The following is a 17,356-nucleotide window of genomic DNA, read 5'->3' as shown; positions in this document are numbered from 1 at the left end:
GCCGGTGAAAGCCCTGATTCACTTTGCGCTGCACCGTCGCGGCATCGTCATCGGCGTTACGCTGGGACTGATGGTGGCCGGCCTATATGCGCTGCAACATATCGCGTTCGATGCGTTTCCCGACCTCACCGGCACGCGGGTCGAAGTCATCACCGTCGCTCCCGGCATGGCGCCGGAAGAAGTGGAGCGGCTGGTCACATATCCGATCGAGTCGTCGCTGATGGGCGTGCCGGATGCCGAAGGCGTGCGGTCGGTATCCAAATTCGGCCTGTCGCTGGTCACGGTGCCGTTCCCCGACGATGTCGATGTGTACTTCGCGCGACAGCTGGTGCAGCAACGGCTGAACGATGCGAAGGGTGCACTTCCCGTCGGTGTTGAATCCGCATTGGGGCCGGTGTCGACGCCCATGGGTGAGCTATATCAGTACGTACTCACCAGCGACTCGTTGTCGCTGACCGAACTCAAGACGCTGCATGATTACACCGTGCGTCCGCGCTTGCGCACGGTGCCGGGCGTGTCGGAGGTCAACTCGTGGGGCGGTCTTACCGAGCGCGTGGAAGTCATTGTCGATCCCGTGAAGCTATCGGCGCGTCGGCTCACGATTGCCGACGTGCACACGGCGCTCGCCCGGAACACGTTGGCCTTCGGCGGCAGTTACCTCGAGCAAGGTGGCGAACGCTACACGTTGCGAGGCCTCGGTCGTGTGGAGAGCCCGGACGACGTACTGCGCGTGCAGGTCGGTGCGTATCTCGGTGCGCCTGTCCGCGTGAGCGACATTGGCGCCGTGGTCCTGGGGGCACTTCCGCGCAATGGTGCCGTGACGCACGACGGCAAAGAGGAAGTCGTGAGTGGTATGGTGCTGAAGCTCAAGGGTGCGGATTCGCGCGAAGTGATCAAGCGGGTGCGCGAGCGGATGGCCGAGATACAGCGCGCGTTGCCTCCGAGTGTGAAAGTCACCCCGTTCTATGATCAAACCGATCTGGTTGCGCGCACCACGAGTACCATCGTCAAGAATCTGGTAGAAGGTGGCTTGCTCGTGATCGCGGTGCTCTTCCTGTTTCTGCGAAACGTGCGAGCGGCCCTGATCGTGGCGTCGGTGATTCCGATCTCGATGTTGATCGCCTTCATCGGTATGGGGATCTTCGGGTACTCGGCGAACCTCATGAGCCTCGGCGCACTCGACTTCGGGCTGATCGTCGATGCCTCGATCGTGATGATCGAGAGTTTCATCCGGCGCATTGAATCGCATCGCGATACGCACCGGCTGGGATTGTTCGAGCGCGCGGCGGTCGAAGTGGGCCGTCCCATTCTGTTCGGCATCGCCATCATCGTGGCCGTCTACATCCCGATCTTCACGCTCGACGGGATGGAGGGCCGCATGTTCAAGCCGATGGCGTTCACCGTGGTGTGCGCGGTACTCGGTTCGCTGTTCCTCGCACTCACGTACGTACCCGCGGTGGCATCGTGGGCGCTCCGTGATGGCGAGGCCACTCAAGCGCCGTGGCTGACGAAACTCACCGAGCGATATCGTCGACTGCTCACGACGGTGATGGCGCGCCCGCAGCCACTACTCATCGCAGCCGTCGTCCTGGTCGTGATCGCCGTCGGCTCGCTGTCGAAAATCGGCACCGAGTTCATGCCCAAGCTCGACGAGGGCTCGATACTGATCACCACTCGCCGACTGCCCAGCGTCGGGCTGCAGGATGCCACCAAATTGTCGATGGCGGCCGAGCGCATCGTGAAGCGGTTTCCGGAAGTCGTGACGGTCGTGACGAAGGAAGGTCGCCCCGACCTCGCCACCGAGGCGATGGGTCTGTTCGAAGGTGACATGTACGTGATCCTCAAGTCGCGTAACGAGTGGACCACGGCGAAGGATCAGGAGGGACTGGTGGCGGCGCTCGATTCGGCGTTGCGCGCGGTGCCCGGATTGTGGGTGTCCTTTACCCAACCGCTCGCCATGCGCCTCGACGAGGCGGAAAGCGGCATCAAGACCGACCTCGGCATCAAAGTGGTTGGCCCCGACCTCGCTCAGAACGAGTCGCTCGCCGAGCGCATTCGACGGGTCGTGGCCTCGGTGCAGGGAAGCGCCGATGTGGCCGTGGAGATCGCCGACGGAAGCGGCCAGGTGCGCATGGAGGTCAAGCGCGAAGCGCTCGCGCAGTACGGCCTCTCGGTGGCCGATGTGCGCGACGCGATCGAGCTGGCGATGGGTTCACAGGTGGCGGCCGAGTTGATCGATGGCTTCCGACGCGTGGGGATCGTGGTGCGTCTACCCGAAGCGTCCCGTGCCGACGCCGCGTCACTGTCGCGACTCACCATTCGCGCTCCGGGCGGTGCGCTGGTGCCCCTCTCAGCCGTGGCCGACGTGCGGACGACCACGGGTCCCGAAATGATCGGTCATGAAGACGCGCAACGCCGTTCGCTGGTGCTGAGCAACGTGCGTGGACGCGACCTGGGCAGCTTCGTGGAGGAAGTGCGTGCGCGCGTCGCCCGCGACGTCACGCTGCCCTCCGGCGTGTTTCTGGAGTGGGGTGGGCAGTACGAAAATCAGCAGCGTGCCATGTCGCGGCTCATGTTGGTGGTGCCGGGCGCGCTGCTGTTGATTTTCGGGCTGCTCTACTTGTCGTTTCGATCCGTTCCGCAGGCACTGCTCGTGCTCGCGAACGTCCCCTTCGCACTGGTCGGTGGCATCGCCGCGCTGTGGGTGCGTGGGCTCAATCTCAATCTCTCAGCGAGCATTGGCTTCATTGCACTGTTCGGCATCGCGGTGCTGAACGGCGTGGTCATGGTGGAGCATCTCAATCAGCTGCGCCTCGAGCTCGATCAGCACCAGACGCGGATCATCGATCGCATCTTGCTGGGAGCGGCCGATCGGCTGCGCCCAGTACTGATGACGGCGCTGGTGGCGAGCCTCGGCTTCGTGCCGATGGCACTCAGTACGAGTCCGGGCAGCGAAGTGCAGCGCCCGTTGGCCAGCGTCGTGATCGGTGGACTGATCACGAGCACCGTACTCACCCTGTTCGTGCTGCCCGTGCTGTACGGCTGGCTGGAAGAACGTCGGGAGGCGCGCCTGGCGCGCCGCACTGCGGCCCGCCAGGCGAATGCCTCTCCACTACCCGTTACTGGTTGAGATAGCGGTACAAGCCCACGAGGCCAATGGCGGCGCCAGTCAACACGATCACGGTGCCGGCATCTCCATCGACCACAGTGCCGACCAGCAGAGTGGCGACGCCGAACACCATCAGCGTTACGCTGCTGTTGCGGCTTTTCTTCATGTGCATCATCGGCGCGGTTGCCGAATCGACGACGTAGCGCTGCAAGCCCACGGCGCGTGCGGTGGTCAACGGGCCGACCGCACGGTCGAGCGCCATGGTGGACGGCGCTGCTGCCGGCACGCTCACGGTGGCCGGCGTCATCATAAGCGTCGGGGCGGCCGGGGCGGCTACAGGCGCGAGGTCCTGAGCGGCGGCGAACGACGGCAGCATCAGGGCTGCCGCGAGGGCCGCCAAAACGGTAGTGCGGGCGCGATGGACCATGGAATCTCCAGTGTTCTGAGTGGGAAGACAACGACGACGTACGGAGCAACGATCGTGCCGAGCGGCCACGAGCGGAAGCGCAGCGATGAGGCTGCATGCGCCCTCGGAGGCCCTGCCGCACCCCCTTTCCCGCGTTATCGTTGAGTGGTGACTACCTCACTCGACACGCTGCTGCGCTTCCGCGACGCCTTCCCGATCCTCGGGACGTCCACCTATCTCGTCTCGAATTCGCTCGGGGCCATGCCTTCAGCGGTCGCCGATCATCTCGGCGACTACGTGCGACAGTGGCAAACGCGCGGTGTACGCGCGTGGGCGGAAGGTTGGTGGGAGCTGCCGGTGAAAATGGGCAACGAGATCGCACCGCTCATCGGCGCGGCACCCGGAACGGTGGTCATGGTCCCCACCGTGACGCAGGCCATGAGCAGCATTCTCTCGGCCATCGACTTCCCGCCCGAGCGCAACGAAGTGGTGATGACCGCGCTCGATTTTCCGTCGGTGCGCTACGCCTACGACGCGCTCGCGCCGCGTCTTGGCGCGCGGGTGACGGTGGTGCCCAGCGACGACGGCATCGCGATCGACCTCGATCGGATCCTTGCGGCGATCACCGAGCGCACGCGGCTCGTGGCGATCTCGCATGTGCTTTTTCGTTCGGCCTTCATCATGGACGCCGCCGCGATTTGCGCGAGGGCGAAATCCGTGGGTGCACTGATCGCGCTCGACGCCTATCACAGCGTGGGCGTGATCCCGGTAAACGTGCAGGCGCTCGGCGCGGACTTCCTCTGCGGTGGTGTGTTGAAATGGCTGTGTGGCGGCCCTGGTGGATGTTTTCTGTACGCGTCGCCCCCAGCAAGCGAACGGTTGGCCCCTGCACTCACCGGCTGGCAGGCGCATCGTGCGCCGTTCGCGTTCGCCGACACCATGGAGTACGCGTCGGGAGGCTGGCGGTGGCTGGGTGGCACGCCAGTCGTGCCGGCGCTCTTCGCCGGTCTCGAAGGGCCTCGCCTTATCGCCGAGGCGGGACTCGACGCCATTCGCGCCAAGAGCACGCGACAGACTAGCCGATTGATCACGATGGCCGACGAGCGAGGCTGGCGGGTGCATGCGCCGCGCGAGGCCGAACGGCGAGGCGGCACGGTGGCGTTCGACGTGCCGCACGCCGCCGAAGTGGCCAAGACGCTGCTCGCGCGCGATGTGGTCATCGACTATCGCCCTGGCGCCGGCATTCGTGTGGCGCCGCATTTCTACACGACCGATGCCGAGCTGGAGGCGTGCGTGGCCGCGATGGATGATATTCTCGCGACCGGGGCTTGGAAGGTCTTTTCCGGGGTCCACAGCACGGTCACGTGAACTGGCGCCGAGCGCGGCACCTGACCATGTTTTGGCTGATCATTCAGGCTCCCTGACCCCGAGATGATGAATTCCCCGAGCAGTCATCCGCCCAAGAAGCTGCGCAAGCAGTACTCGAACATCGCGTACCCGATGGTGGTGCTCAAATTCGAGGACGGACACGAGATCAAGATCTACCAGAACACCGGCAAGGTTTTCGACGTCTGGTCAGGAGAGACGATCAAGGTGATGGCCGTGTACGATCCGACGTCCAAGGATTGGGAACTGGTGGAGTCGAAAAAGAGCGACGCGTTCGACGACGCGACCGCTTGACGAAATCATCGCGCGCGCGACGTTGCGAGCGCGCGGTTGCCGCTGTAGACTCGAGGTGTGCATGAGACCCGAGTGCGCACGCGTAGCACCGTAGTCATCGAGGCCGCCTTCGCCCGCGGGAGCGCTGTCGTCGCCCTCGAGAGCTCGGTACTCGCGCAGGGACTGTTGCCGCCGCACAATCGCCACGCGGCAGAGCGAATGCTGGCCGCCGTTGAGGCCGCAGGGGCCACCCCGGCAATCACGTCCATCGTGAAGGGCATTCCGTCGTTCGGGCTCGAGCCCGACGATCTCGATCGCTTTCTGGCCCGCGACGGAGTGCGAAAGGTGTCGTCGCGCGATCTTGGTATCGCGATCGCGGAGCACGCCGACGGAGCGACCACGGTGGCTGGCACCCTCGCCATGTGTACGCTGGCCGGCATCGAAGTCTTTGCCACCGGTGGCATCGGTGGTGTCCATCGTGACGCGCCGTTCGACGAGTCTGCCGATTTGGTCGCCCTCTCACACACCCCCGTGATCGTGGTATGCGCGGGTGCCAAGTCGATTCTGGACTTGCCGGCCACGCTGGAGCGGCTGGAGACTCTCGGCGTGCCGGTCGTCGGGTATCGCACGCGCGAACTCCCGGGTTTCTTCTCGATGAACACCGGCCTCCCGCTCACGGCGTCGCTCGATACGCCGCCGCAAATTGCCGCCGCATGGTTGGCGCATCGCGCGGTTGGATGCCGCAGCGCTATGTTGGTCGTCCAGCCGCCGCCGGCCGCCAGCGCGCTCCCGGCCGATTTGGTGAACGACGCGACGGAGGCCGCGCTGGTTGCCGCACGTGCGGCCGGCGTACGCGGGGCGGCGGTTACGCCGTTTCTGCTGGCGGACATTCAGCGGCGCACCGACGGACGATCGGTGGTGGCGAATCTGGCATTGCTCGAAAGCAACGCGACGTTGGCCGCTCAAATCGCCGTGGCGCTGGTCGCGGCGCGTTCCGAAGCGGCTGCGATATGAGTCGCCGGTGTGGTGGTGCTGGGGTAGTCGAAGGGCATGACGAGGGCGTTTTCCCGTGGGGTTCCCCGTCGGGCTTCTCATGGGAATCGAGCGCACGACGAGGGACCACAAGTGAACGAAGCACGAAGCGCACGGTACTATCTGGTATCCCGCTCGCTCCGGAGGTTTGAAAGACGATGCCCACCCCGTTCCTGAGTTCCGAGGAATACGACGAGCGCGCTCATACCCTTTACAACGAGGGTAACTACGATGAGGCGCTCACCCTGTTGCGCGAAGCCGTGGCGCTGTATCCAAATGCGGTCGAGCTCCATGTCGGCTTCGGGTACGCGCGATTGGCCCGGGAGGAGTACGCTTGGGCTCGACGCAGCTTCGAGGAAGCGCTGGTGCTCGATCCAGACCATGAAGACGCCTTGGCCGGTCTCGGCGAGGTGCTGCTCAAGTTCGGCCAGGTTGACGCGGGACTTCGTGCGTTCGAGAAAACGGTCACACTGGGATACGACGATGACGTCGATCTCATGCTCCAGATCGGGCGCGCGCTCTTCCGCGAAGGATTCGTGGATACCGCACTGACGTATTTCGATCGCGCGGTGGCGCACGCCGACGACTCGGCGGAGGCCGTCGCCTGCGTCGGCTACGCGCAGCACCGCATGGGGCACGATGCCGAGGCGATCGCGTCACTCACGCGCGCGCTCGACCTCGATCCGCAGCTCGTGGAGGCGCGAGTCTATCTTGCAAACCTGATGTACGACGCGGGCGATCTCGATCAGGCGCTCGTGGAATTCGAGAAGACGAAGCCGGAAGACCACTGGGACGAACTCGGCATCTGGCGTCTGGTCGAGCTGAAGAAGTCGGTGTATAAACTCGACGACACCGACGGCGAACTGAAGCCGTGGGAAGCCCGTCTGACCGAGTTGGCCGACGAGTCGGATGATATTGACGATCTGCTCGAAGAAGTCGAGCAGTCGATGATGGAACAGGACGCCGAGGAAGTCCCCGAGGCGCAGGGACAGCTTGAGGCACTTGGCAGCCTGCTCACCGGTCTGGTGAACCAACACCAGGGTGAGCAGGCCGAGCCGGCTTCTACCGACGTGCTCGCGGCGCAGACCTCACACCGCGTGATCATGCGAGATGGCAGCGTGTTCGAGGGCACCTGGGAAGAGATCGTGCGGGCGCTGCGCGACGCGCGCGACGCCGGTCGCCCCATCAACGAATACATGGCCGCCGAGGCGCGGCGCTTCTACGGCGCCACCGGCAAGCAGGTTGCGTCCGACGCGCCCGAAGCCTTCCTGCGCGGCGGTGCCGACGCCGGTATGCTCCGCATCGACCGCTAACGTGCGCTACCCTCGGCGAGGAATGGCGCGCGATCCGCGCAACACGGTCACAGACCACGGGTACGCAGTATCATGACGACAGGATTCGAACCGACCAACTCCGACGCACGCGCCGCGCTCAACGCGGCGCGTTTCATCTTGAGCCCGGAGAGCACCACGCCGGCCCCGGGCGTGTGGGCGAGCGCTCAGCAGGTGTTACGCGCGATCACGGCGCGCCCTGAACTCAGCGGACAGGCGTTGATCGGTGAGGCGCGACGCATGGGCGCGCTGACGCTGACCGATGCCCACGCGTTGGTGGCGCTGGTCACGTGGGCCGACGCCTCCGATCGTCCCGCCGAGAGCGAATCGGAGCGCACCCTGTTACGCGAGGCGTGGAGCGCGCTCGATCACGCCGTACCGATGAATCGCTCGACCACCTCAGACGCCCCACTCCGCCCCACGGTGAACGACATGCCGGCGATCGGCGCCTCCGCGATCGGCACACCTCGCATCGGGCTCGATCCGCCCGCGACACCGGAACCGTATAGTGCCGGTGGATCCGACGCGCGAACGTCGAGGCGTGTGCCGGCGGGACTTATGGTCGGCGTGCTGCTCGCCGTCATCGTGATCGCGGCCGGTGCGTGGTGGATGCTGTCGCAACGCACTGATCGCGCCTATCGCGACGGGGTGTCGGCGTATGGTCGCGGGGCCCGAGAGGTGGCGCGCACCGCGTTCGCGCAGGCCGCGCAACAGCATCCCGACGACGCCGGTCCATTGGTCTTCCTCGGGCGCATGTCGCGCGAGGACGGCGATCTGCCACGGGCGCGTCGCTTCCTGACCACCGCCGTGCGCATCGCCCCCAACAGTGCCCTTGCCGCCCGCGAACTCGCGTCGGTGATGCTGGCCGATGGTCAGCCCGAACTTGCGCGGCGCTTTTACGTGCGGGCGCTCCAGCTCGATCCCACCGATCGCGTCGCGCAGGGATTTCTGGGATGCGCTCTGTTCCGCCTGAATCGCGTCGACGAGTCCCGTCGATGGACCGATCGAGCTGGGCCGGGAGACTGGTCGCGCTGTGTCACCCCCATGCCGCTGCTTGTCCCGGGGCCCGGTCCGATCCCCGGCTATCCGCCTTTGCCCCCGCGATGACCACACGTATTCAGCGGCCGAGCGCTGCGCTCGCGCTGCACCATGAAACCGTTCGCGAAGTCCTTCCAAATGGACTGACGTTGCTCGTGCGTCGCGATCCGTCGGCGCCCGTGGTGGCCATCGTGACGCACGTGAAGGTGGGCTACTTCGACGAAACCGACGATGTCGTCGGCATCGCGCACGTGTTGGAGCACATGTTCTTCAAGGGCACGCCGACGCGCAATGTGGGACAGATCGCCCGCGAAACGAAGGCCAACGGCGGCTATCTCAACGCGCACACGATTTACGATCACACCACGTACTACACGGTGTTGCCATCGTCGTCGTTTGTGCAGGGACTCGAGATTCAGTTCGATGCGTACGCGCGATCGGTGATCGACCCCGACGAGCTGGCGCGCGAACTCGAAGTGATCATCGAGGAGACCAAGCGCAAGCGCGACACGGCGTCGGCGATGGCGATCGAAACGCTGTACGCCACACTGTTTGACCGGCACCGCATCCGGCGCTGGCGCATGGGTGATGAACCGGAGTTGCGCGCGCTCACGCGTGAGCAGCTCCTGTCGTTCTACCAGCGCTGGTATCGGCCAGACAACACCGTGCTCTCCATTGTCGGCGATGTCGACATCGACGAAGTCCGGCGCGAGGTGGCGTTGCGTCATGGACAGCTGGACAACGTGACGCCGCCGCGCGAGCCCGGTCCGATCGAAGTGGCGCTGCCTGGATTCCGTTTGCGCGAGTGGAGCGGTGACATCGCGCAGCAGCATGTTGCCTTCGGCTGGCGCACACCACCGCTGGAGCACCCCGACACGCCAGCGCTCGACATCGCTGGCTTGGCACTTGGGACGGGACGGGCTTCTCGCTTCTATCGCGCCATACGAGAACGTCAGCTGGCCTCCGCCGTCTCGGCATGGGACTACACGGCCGGAAACATCGGCGTGTTCGTGGCACACACCGAGTCGCCTGCCGAGCATGCGCTCACTGCAACGCGGGCGCTGTGGCGCGAGCTGCAGGCGGCGCGCACGCAGGGCTTTCGCCGCAGCGAAGTGGCCCGCGCCCAGAGCATCATCGAAGCGCGGTGGCTGCGACGGCTTGAGAGCATGGACGGTCAAGCCACCTACCTCGCCTCGTGGGAAGCCGAGGGCGGGCTCGATCTCGCGAGTCGCTACTACGACGCCTTGCTGTCACTCGATCCGCGCGACGTGCAGGAAGCGCTGGAGAAGCACCTCGATCCCGACCAGGTCGCGGTGATCGCGTATCGCCCGAATGGTACGGCGCCGTTGGCGGAGCATCAGGCGGCGCTGCGCGAGATACTGCGTACCGAAGAGGGAAAAGGCAGCAGTGTGCTGGACGATCCCGACATGCGCACGCCGTTGTCCAGTCGAGTGATCGGGGCACCGGCGGTGCACGGTAGCATGCGCGCCGAGCGCGTGGAGCGCGACGTGCATGTGTATCGCACGTCGCAGGGTGTGCCGGTGCTTGTGCTGCCGCGCCCGGGATCGCCACTCGTGCACGTGGGCGTCTTTCAGCGTGGTGGCTCGTGCGTGGAGCCGGCGTTCCATGAGGGGCTTTCGCGAATCACCGCGCAAGCGATGCTCAAGGGTACCGAGCAGCGCAGCGGAGCACGCATCGCCGAACTGGCAGAGGAATTGGGCAGCAGCATCGGCGTGAGCGCCGCACTCGAGAGTGCCGGCTGGACGATGTCGGTGCCGGTGCGACATTTCTCGGCCGCCACGGAGCTCCTGGGCGATGTGCTGCAGCATCCCGTATTCCCCGACGAAGGGGTGAGCACCGAACGCGCGCTCGCGCTGGCAGAAGCGACGCGTGCACGAGACGACATGTATCGCTGGCCCATGCGGTTGGCTTCGATCGCGGCCTACGGAACGCATCCGTATGCGCGATCCGTGATCGGCACCGAGACGTCGCTGGCGCAGGTCAACACCGCACGTGTGCGTGCGTTTCACGTTGATCACATTGCGCGTGGCGCCGCGGTGATCGCGGTGGTGGGTGAGGTGTCCCCCGATGATGTCGCCGGCGTGATTGGACGCGCGTTTCCGCTGATGCGCTGGCAGGAGGAACTGGCACCGGCGCCGGTGGCGTGGCCGGCTGAAGCGCACGTGCTGCGCGAGGAGCGCGCCAAGAAGCAGACGGCATTGGCGATGCTGTTCCCCGGGCCGTCGCGCTACCACGATGATCGCTTCGCGGGGCGAGTGTTGTCGGCGGTGGCGAGCGGACTTGGTGGGCGGTTGTTCGAACAGTTGCGTGACAAGCAGTCGTTGGCGTACACCGTGAGCGCGTTCCCCATCGAGCGGCGCGCCGGTGGCGCGTTCGCGGCGTATATCGCGACGTCACCGGCGCGCGAAGAAGACGCACGGAACGGCTTGTTGGGCGAGTTTGCCAAGCTGTGCGACGCCGCCCCGACCGACGAGGAGATGGAACGGGCGCGGCGCTACCTCATCGGCACGCACGCCATTGCACAGCAGTCGGGTGGCGGTGTCCTGGGCGAGCTGGTCGACGCGTGGCTGTTCGGTGAAGGATTACACGAACGGCACGAAGTTGTCGATCGGTTGGCGGCAGTTCAGGGAGACGACGTGCTGCGCATGGCGCGTGCGTCGTTCGATCCTTCGCGCGTGGCTGAAGGCGTCGTGCGTGGGTTCGCGGGGTAAGCTCAGGGTGGTGACACGGGTCGCACGTCGCGCATCTGGCGTGCGGCAAGCGACAGCGCCGGTACGCTGCTGCGAATGCGGCCGTTCGCGGCGCGCAATCCCACCCATACGTCGTAGTCGGCGGGCTCGCCGATGATCGCCGCGCGCACCCAGGCGCGACGAGATCCCCACGCGAGCGCGTGCCGAATCGCCGCCAGCTGCGCCGCATCGCCGTGTGCATGCGGTAGCCCACCCACGGTCACGAGCCAATGCGGTTGCGCGCCGCCGCCCCGGGTCACGGCGCGCTGATGCCATCGATCGAACGCCCGCAGTCGCGCATCGACCGCTGGCAGTCCGGAGAACGAGGGAAAGGATACGGCTCCCAGCAGTGCCACCGGCGACGGCGGCGCCGACGCCCAGGCGTACACCGCGCTGTCGGTGGCATCGAGACGCGATGCGCTCCAGCCCATGAGCGTCCGTGGACGCACCCGCTTCACCGTGGCGGCGCTCCGCAGCAGCAGCGCACGCCACCAATCGGACGAACGCGGAGTCGTGCCGAGGATGGACGGCAGTGGGTCGATAAGTCCGGGGAAGATCACATCAGGTCGGATGCGAAGCAGCACGCGCTCCACCGCCGCTTGTCGCTCGGCGTCGTCAGGTGCGATTACGCCGCGTGGGATGCGCAGGGCCACGGCGATCCGTACGCTGTCGTCGCGCAGCGGTTGCAGCACACGCGACAACGAGTCGAGCGCGCCACCGCGCCAGCCGTCTTCATCGATCACGACCAGCACGACTTCCGGCGCGAGTTGCTCGATGAGACGGCGATCGGCCTGCACGGCACGCGCCGGCGGCGCACCGTCGAGCACGGGAAAGATCCGCAGCCCGATCACGAAGTCGCCCGTGGGCCGCGCCTGCATCGGTTCGGTGTACGCGCGCTCGTAACTGCGCACTGCGGCAATGCCGCGTGGCCACTCTATCGTGAGTAGCGTGGCCAGTGCGGTGGCCACGAGTACGAGCATCGCGCGCGCGGCACCAGAGAGCCTCCAACGGGCCGGGTAGGCCGGCGCAATCATGGGTACCAGCATCGCGAGTGGTGACACGAGCGCGGCGCGTCCGGCGGTCATGCCGAGGATGACATCGCGAGCCGACACCGCCGCCTGTAACGGGAGCGGCGCCACGCCGTGCTGCGACGCGAGATAGTCACCGATGGCAATCACGGCGATCACGACATCGTACAACAGGATCGGCAACGCGACGACCACCGAGACTAAACGCGAGAGAAGGGAGTAGAGCACCTGCAGCACGAAGGCGCAGGCAATCATCGGCATGAGCCACGTTATGCCTGAGATCGTTCGCGCGCCGGTTTCGGTGCCGGTGGCGACGGCCACGAGGAGGGCGGGCGCCACCAGCAGTCCGCAAAACGCGGTGAGATTGGTGAAGACCCGCGGTGCTTCACGGCGGGCGGCGATCCAGCCGGCGAGCGCGATATCCCACGCCAAGACGGCCAACGCCACGCCCAGCACGAACAGTGCAAGCGGATCTGTCATGCGGGCACGATAAACGGCGCGCGGCGTCGCTGGCACCCCGACCCTCGTCGTCGGTAGTTTCCGACATGGCCCACACGGAAACTCCGACCGTTCTCACGGTGCCCAACCTGGTGTCCACGTCGCGCGTGGTATTGGCGGTGGGTTTTCTGGCGATGGACGCCGTCCCGGTGCGGCTGGCCCTGATCGGCGTGGCCTCGCTCACTGACTTTCTCGACGGGTGGATCGCTCGTCGTACCAAAGTCGTGTCACGTTTCGGCGCGTTGATTGATCCCGTGGCCGACCGCTTCTTCGTGCTGTGCGTGGTAATCGCCTACGTGATGGGCGAACAGCTCACGGTGTGGCAGGCGGTCGCGATTTTCTTCCGCGACATCATGTCGCTGATTGGGTGGTTCACCGCGCGCAACGTGAGCTGGCTGCGCCCCATCCGCTTCCGCGCACGTCCGCTCGGCAAAGTGGTGACGGGGTTGCAACTGCTCACGTTTATTGCCGTGCTGCTGGCCCCCTCCACCGTCGACCCGCTCGTCATCCTTGTCGGCGTGTTGGGCCTGATCGCGACGGTGGACTACACGTTGATGCTCTGGCGCGAGCGGGTACGGTGAGCTGAGCCGTTAACGGATCACACGGTGAGCACTGCTCGCCCAGCAGCACTGCTCGCACGGCAGCACTGATCACACAGCGGAAAAGAGACGAGGAAGAAAGGAGGACCGCGCCTCATACGCGCGGTGGTTCTGTTTCCCTTTTCTTCTCGTTGTCTCGCGTGATCTGTTCTGGTGATGCAGTTGCAACGATCCAGTTCTGCTGAGCCAGTGCTCGCGACACGATACAAACGACGAACGCCTCCCTGAGGAGGCGGTCGATTGATCTCGTATTTCGCGTCAGCAGTAGCTGAGGCAGATACGTCAGTGTGAGCTAGACGCCAGGGACCCGTTGGGTCCGGCGCCGAATGAAGCAATCAGACTGCAGCCGCTTCCTGCGCCTGCTTTCTGGTCGGCTGGGCAAATCGTTCGCCCAACGTGCGCAGTTCGGCAATTTCAGGAGCTTTGATCTCCGGGTAACGACCCGTGAGATACTCCATGGTACCGTCGAACCACTCCTTCTGGTCGTCGGGGTGACACCCGATCACACCACACTGCATGATCTGCTGGAAGAGCTCGTCACGGGCCTCCTGATACGGAGAGGGCACCATGGCGTCACGACGCGGACGAAGCTTGGGCTTGGCCATTTCCTCTGGGTAGTACGTCGAACATCGCTGCCGGGTAACTCCGGGCTAGCCTGCAAAACTTAACCAATGAGACACCGGCTTCCTAGTGGCGTCCCTTCGGTTTTACGCAATCCACGCCAGTAGCGCTGCGACCAATGCTGCGGGCGCATCCTCCGCTACGAGCCCGCCACAGGGGCGTACGGTGATTGGACGCACCGATGCCAAGGGGAGTACGCGGCGCCACTGTGCAATGCGCGCCGCGAGGTCGTCATCCGCCGCCCGTGCGCCGGTCCAGAGCAGGGTATCACCGCGTGCGCCGCCGAGACGTTGGCGCTCTTCGTCGGTTAGGGTGACGGCACTTGCGCGCTGCAGCAGCGCCGCCGCGCCGCCGCGTCCCACGAAGGGGGCCAGATAGCGTGCCACCAGCAGGTCGGGCATGTGGGATGGGTCGGCCACGGCGTCGCGCAGCAGCGGTTCCAGCAGCGGACGGGCACCGAATAGCGTGTTGGCGGTGAGCGCCGACAGGGCGGACGTGCGCTGCAGCGAGCGGATGGCTGGTCCGGGCAGGTCGTCGGGATCGAGCGGTTCCAGCAGCGCCAACTTCGCAATCCGCTCCGGTCGCTGGGCCGCCAGCAGAAGCCCCACCAACGCGCCCATGTCTTGTCCCACCACGGTCACCGGACCCAGCCGCAGGGCGGTGAGGGCCCGTTCCACGTACTCGGCCTGCGCCCCCAGGCCGTACGACACGTCGATCGGCCGATCTGACTCCCCGTGACCCATGAGGTCGATGGCGAGCACCGTCAACCCCGCCTCGGCCAAGCGCGGCGCGATCGCCCGCCACAAAAAGCTGCAGCTACCGAAGCCGTGCAGGAGCACGACGGCTGGTCCCGCCCGCCCCACGCGTTCCACGTGGAGAGAGCCCGCGCCAACGGGAATTCGAAGATGTTCCGTGTACATGGCCTCAAGGCAGCGGGGATCGAACCGACGCTGCAGGATAGCGCCGACGCCGGTCCGACAGATAGCTTACCGCCGCAGCAACTATAAGTGTGCGCCGCGAGCTCGTACGCTACCCAATGCGCTGCACTCACGACACACCTGAAGTGGCTGAACATCGCCGTCTGGTCGACGAAGGCCGTCGTTCCGACGAGAGCGTATGGGAACCGACCGGCGGGACGCCGGAAGACGACGAGGAGATCGAGTGGTCAAGGCAACGAAAAAGAAGTCGAACAGCGCGTTTTTACCGATCGTGCTGGTCGTGCTCGCCGTCGGCGGCGCCGCCATCTACTACAAAGTGCAGGACAAGCCGAAGCCGATCGAGCTCGCGCCCGGCACCGCGCTGCCCACGGCGGAAGGCTATCTGCGTGGCGATCCGAACGCACCGGTAACGATCATCGAGTTCGCGGACTTCGAGTGCCCGGGCTGTGGCCAGTTCGCCGCCCTGCAGGGGCCCGACATCAAGACGCGCATCATCGACGCGGGGCTGGCGAACTTCCGGTTCTACGATTTTCCACTCACGTCGATTCACCAGAACACCCTAGCGGCTCATCTTGCGGCGTCGTGCGCGGCCGATCAAGGCAAGTTTTGGGAAATGCACGACAAGATCTTCAACGGTCAGATGGACTGGAACACCCAGGCGACCACGAGCCCACGCAAGGTGTTCGATACGTATGCCGGCGAGCTCGGTCTCGACATGACGACGTACAACAGCTGCTTCGACACGCAGAAGAATCTGCCGAAAATTCAGGCAAACGCGGCGGCGGGTACGGAGCGTGGGGTGAGCAGCACGCCAACGCTGGTCGTGGGCAACAAGGTGTACGCGGGCGGTCTGACGTATGACCAGCTGAAGAAGCTGGTGGACAGTTTGCGAACGGTTGCTCCGGTCGCGTCAGACACCGCGAAGAAGTAGCAATCAGAGCGGAACGGCGTGGCGAGCGGGTTACGCCCGCCGTCTCGCCGCCGCTTCATCAAGACGCAGTCGTGGCATCGGCACCGCTTCGGCGGTGCCTTCGTCGTTGGCGGCGTTCATCGTCGCAAACGGCACCAGCGCTTCGCCCAGCGCTACCAATGCACGCGTGGCCACGACGGCCGCCAGCGGGTCGGATACGCCCAGTTCACGCACGTAGATGTCGAGCGCGCGCTCGTAGCCCACATCGGTGGACAGCGTGTCCACGAACAGCAGGGCGTTCTCCACGTGGGTGCGGATCAGCGCTTCTTCAGCGCGCGCCTGCACGAGACGCAGCCGCTGTTCGGCGTCGGCCGACAGCTTGCGCGGGAACAGCGTCTCGGGAAACAGTTTGTTCAGAATGGACATATGGGTACTGACGAATGTGAACGCATGAGGGTTACCGCGGCTGTGACCACAATCACTCCCCTTGCGAATCTCGTGCCGATGCCGTCGAACTGGCATCGTGGTACGGGCGGCGCGCCGCGCGCAGGTAAATCGCGCGAAGGGGCGTGAACGGCGAGCGGCGCACGCGTGACCCGGAGGTGGTGTTGCCGCCAAGACCCGCGCGGAACGAATGGCCTCACGCGTGACACCCCCCCCGTCGCGCCACTAAGCGATGCCCTCCCGCACGCAGGAGAGCGTGTCCCTCCGCGCCAACCTGCGGCTCTCCCCGACGCAAGCACGGGCGCGACGGGCGTCCAGTGAGCCGATCTCTGCGGGGGGCCGCTCCACACTCGCTCGGCGATCCCAAGCTCGTCCCTCCGCAGCAAGCGGCGCGCGGGATCGACCCGGAGCGGCCCGGGCGCTCGCCGCACACCAGCGCTGTGAGCCGTGCCGTCAGCTCTCCTGCGCCTCATACTGATCTTTCAAGCTCGCCACCACAGACGGATCGGCCAGCGTGGTGGTGTCACCGAGTGCGCGACCCTCAGCAATATCCCGCAGCAGGCGACGCATGATCTTGCCCGAGCGCGTTTTCGGCAGATCCGCGCTGAACAGAATGTCGTCGGGCCGGGCCAGGGCGCCGATCTTCATCGCCACGTGCTCGCGCAACTCGTCGCGCAAGCTGCTGCTTGGCGTGAATCCAGCGCGCAACGTCACGAACGCCGCGATCGCCTGACCCTTGATCTCGTGCGTCTTGCCCACCACCGCCGCTTCCGCAACCGCCGGGTGATCGACCAGCGCGCTCTCCACTTCCATCGTACCGATGCGGTGACCCGCCACGTTCAGTACGTCGTCGACGCGACCCAGAATCCAGAGATACCCGTCCTCGTCACGCTTCGCGCCGTCACCCGGGAAGTAGAGGTCGGGACGACCCGGCCACTTCGTGAAATACGTCTCCACGTAGCGCGCGTCGTCGCCCCAGATCGTGCGCAGCAT

Annotated in this window: 15 protein-coding genes; 9 read left to right on the top strand and 6 right to left on the bottom strand. The window is 65.6% G+C overall.

Going from position 1 to position 17,356, the window contains the following annotated elements; genetic code table 11:
* The first annotated feature begins 4 nt into the window (after positions 1-4).
* Positions 5-3,130: an efflux RND transporter permease subunit gene (locus ACLL97_RS14975; protein WP_411281279.1), complete on the top strand. Its 3,126-nt coding sequence runs from the start codon at positions 5-7 to the stop codon at positions 3,128-3,130.
* On the opposite strand, the gene ACLL97_RS14970 is transcribed toward ACLL97_RS14975, so the two are convergent.
* Positions 3,120-3,536: a hypothetical protein gene (locus ACLL97_RS14970; protein WP_411281278.1), complete on the bottom strand. Its 417-nt coding sequence runs from the start codon at positions 3,534-3,536 to the stop codon at positions 3,120-3,122. The genes ACLL97_RS14975 and ACLL97_RS14970 overlap by 11 nt on opposite strands.
* A 147-nt stretch (positions 3,537-3,683) precedes the next feature.
* Between ACLL97_RS14970 and ACLL97_RS14965 the strand changes: the two genes are divergently transcribed.
* The 6 genes from ACLL97_RS14965 to ACLL97_RS14940 all read left to right on the top strand — a co-directional run bounded on the left by ACLL97_RS14965 (position 3,684) and on the right by ACLL97_RS14940 (position 11,307).
* On the top strand, positions 3,684-4,883 hold the full coding sequence (locus ACLL97_RS14965; RefSeq protein WP_411281277.1) for an aminotransferase class V-fold PLP-dependent enzyme: 1,200 nt from the start codon (positions 3,684-3,686) through the stop codon (positions 4,881-4,883).
* A 63-nt stretch (positions 4,884-4,946) separates the two neighbouring features.
* Complete coding sequence (locus ACLL97_RS14960) at positions 4,947-5,195, top strand: hypothetical protein (protein WP_411281276.1); 249 nt, start codon at positions 4,947-4,949, stop codon at positions 5,193-5,195.
* Positions 5,196-5,252: 57 nt separating this feature from the next.
* Positions 5,253-6,188, top strand: coding sequence for a pseudouridine-5'-phosphate glycosidase (locus ACLL97_RS14955; RefSeq protein WP_411281275.1), 936 nt, complete (start codon positions 5,253-5,255; stop codon positions 6,186-6,188).
* 176 nt (positions 6,189-6,364) lie between these two features.
* On the top strand, positions 6,365-7,519 hold the full coding sequence (locus ACLL97_RS14950) for a tetratricopeptide repeat protein (RefSeq protein ID WP_411281274.1): 1,155 nt from the start codon (positions 6,365-6,367) through the stop codon (positions 7,517-7,519).
* 72 nt (positions 7,520-7,591) lie between these two features.
* Positions 7,592-8,644, top strand: a complete 1,053-nt coding sequence (locus ACLL97_RS14945) for a tetratricopeptide repeat protein (protein ID WP_411281273.1) — start codon at positions 7,592-7,594, stop codon at positions 8,642-8,644.
* Positions 8,641-11,307: a M16 family metallopeptidase gene (locus tag ACLL97_RS14940; RefSeq protein ID WP_411281272.1), complete on the top strand. Its 2,667-nt coding sequence runs from the start codon at positions 8,641-8,643 to the stop codon at positions 11,305-11,307. Before ACLL97_RS14945 ends, ACLL97_RS14940 begins: the two co-directional genes overlap by 4 nt.
* A 2-nt stretch (positions 11,308-11,309) precedes the next feature.
* Here ACLL97_RS14940 and ACLL97_RS14935 read toward each other — a convergent pair whose 3' ends face one another.
* Positions 11,310-12,833, bottom strand: coding sequence for a hypothetical protein (locus ACLL97_RS14935; protein WP_411281271.1), 1,524 nt, complete (start codon positions 12,831-12,833; stop codon positions 11,310-11,312).
* A gap of 65 nt (positions 12,834-12,898) precedes the next feature.
* Here ACLL97_RS14935 and ACLL97_RS14930 point away from each other — a divergent pair, with 65 nt between their 5' ends.
* Positions 12,899-13,432: a CDP-alcohol phosphatidyltransferase family protein gene (locus tag ACLL97_RS14930; RefSeq protein WP_411281270.1), complete on the top strand. Its 534-nt coding sequence runs from the start codon at positions 12,899-12,901 to the stop codon at positions 13,430-13,432.
* A gap of 353 nt (positions 13,433-13,785) precedes the next feature.
* Here ACLL97_RS14930 and ACLL97_RS14925 read toward each other — a convergent pair whose 3' ends face one another.
* Together ACLL97_RS14925 and ACLL97_RS14920 are read right to left on the bottom strand one after the other, a co-directional pair.
* Positions 13,786-14,055, bottom strand: coding sequence for a hypothetical protein (locus tag ACLL97_RS14925; RefSeq protein ID WP_373064440.1), 270 nt, complete (start codon positions 14,053-14,055; stop codon positions 13,786-13,788).
* Positions 14,056-14,157: 102 nt separating this feature from the next.
* Entirely contained in the window at positions 14,158-14,991 is an 834-nt protein-coding gene (locus ACLL97_RS14920) for an alpha/beta fold hydrolase (protein ID WP_411281269.1), read from the bottom strand.
* Positions 14,992-15,232: 241 nt separating this feature from the next.
* On the opposite strand from ACLL97_RS14920, the gene ACLL97_RS14915 reads away from it, so the two are divergent.
* Entirely contained in the window at positions 15,233-15,940 is a 708-nt protein-coding gene (locus ACLL97_RS14915; protein WP_411281268.1) for a DsbA family protein, read from the top strand.
* A 30-nt stretch (positions 15,941-15,970) separates the two neighbouring features.
* Here the strand turns inward: ACLL97_RS14915 and ACLL97_RS14910 are convergent, their stop codons facing one another.
* Positions 15,971-16,345, bottom strand: a complete 375-nt coding sequence (locus ACLL97_RS14910) for a hypothetical protein (protein WP_411281267.1) — start codon at positions 16,343-16,345, stop codon at positions 15,971-15,973.
* Positions 16,346-16,816: 471 nt separating this feature from the next.
* A partial coding sequence (locus ACLL97_RS14905; protein ID WP_411281266.1) for an AMP-binding enzyme occupies positions 16,817-17,356 on the bottom strand: 540 nt, incomplete at its 5' end.

Origin of the sequence: Gemmatimonas sp., assembly GCF_046594945.1 — a bacterium.
In the GTDB taxonomy this organism is placed as follows: Bacteria; Gemmatimonadota; Gemmatimonadetes; order Gemmatimonadales; family Gemmatimonadaceae; genus Gemmatimonas.
The sequence above is the reverse complement of the archived record's forward strand: the minus strand, read 5'-3'. Positions and strand labels throughout refer to the sequence as shown.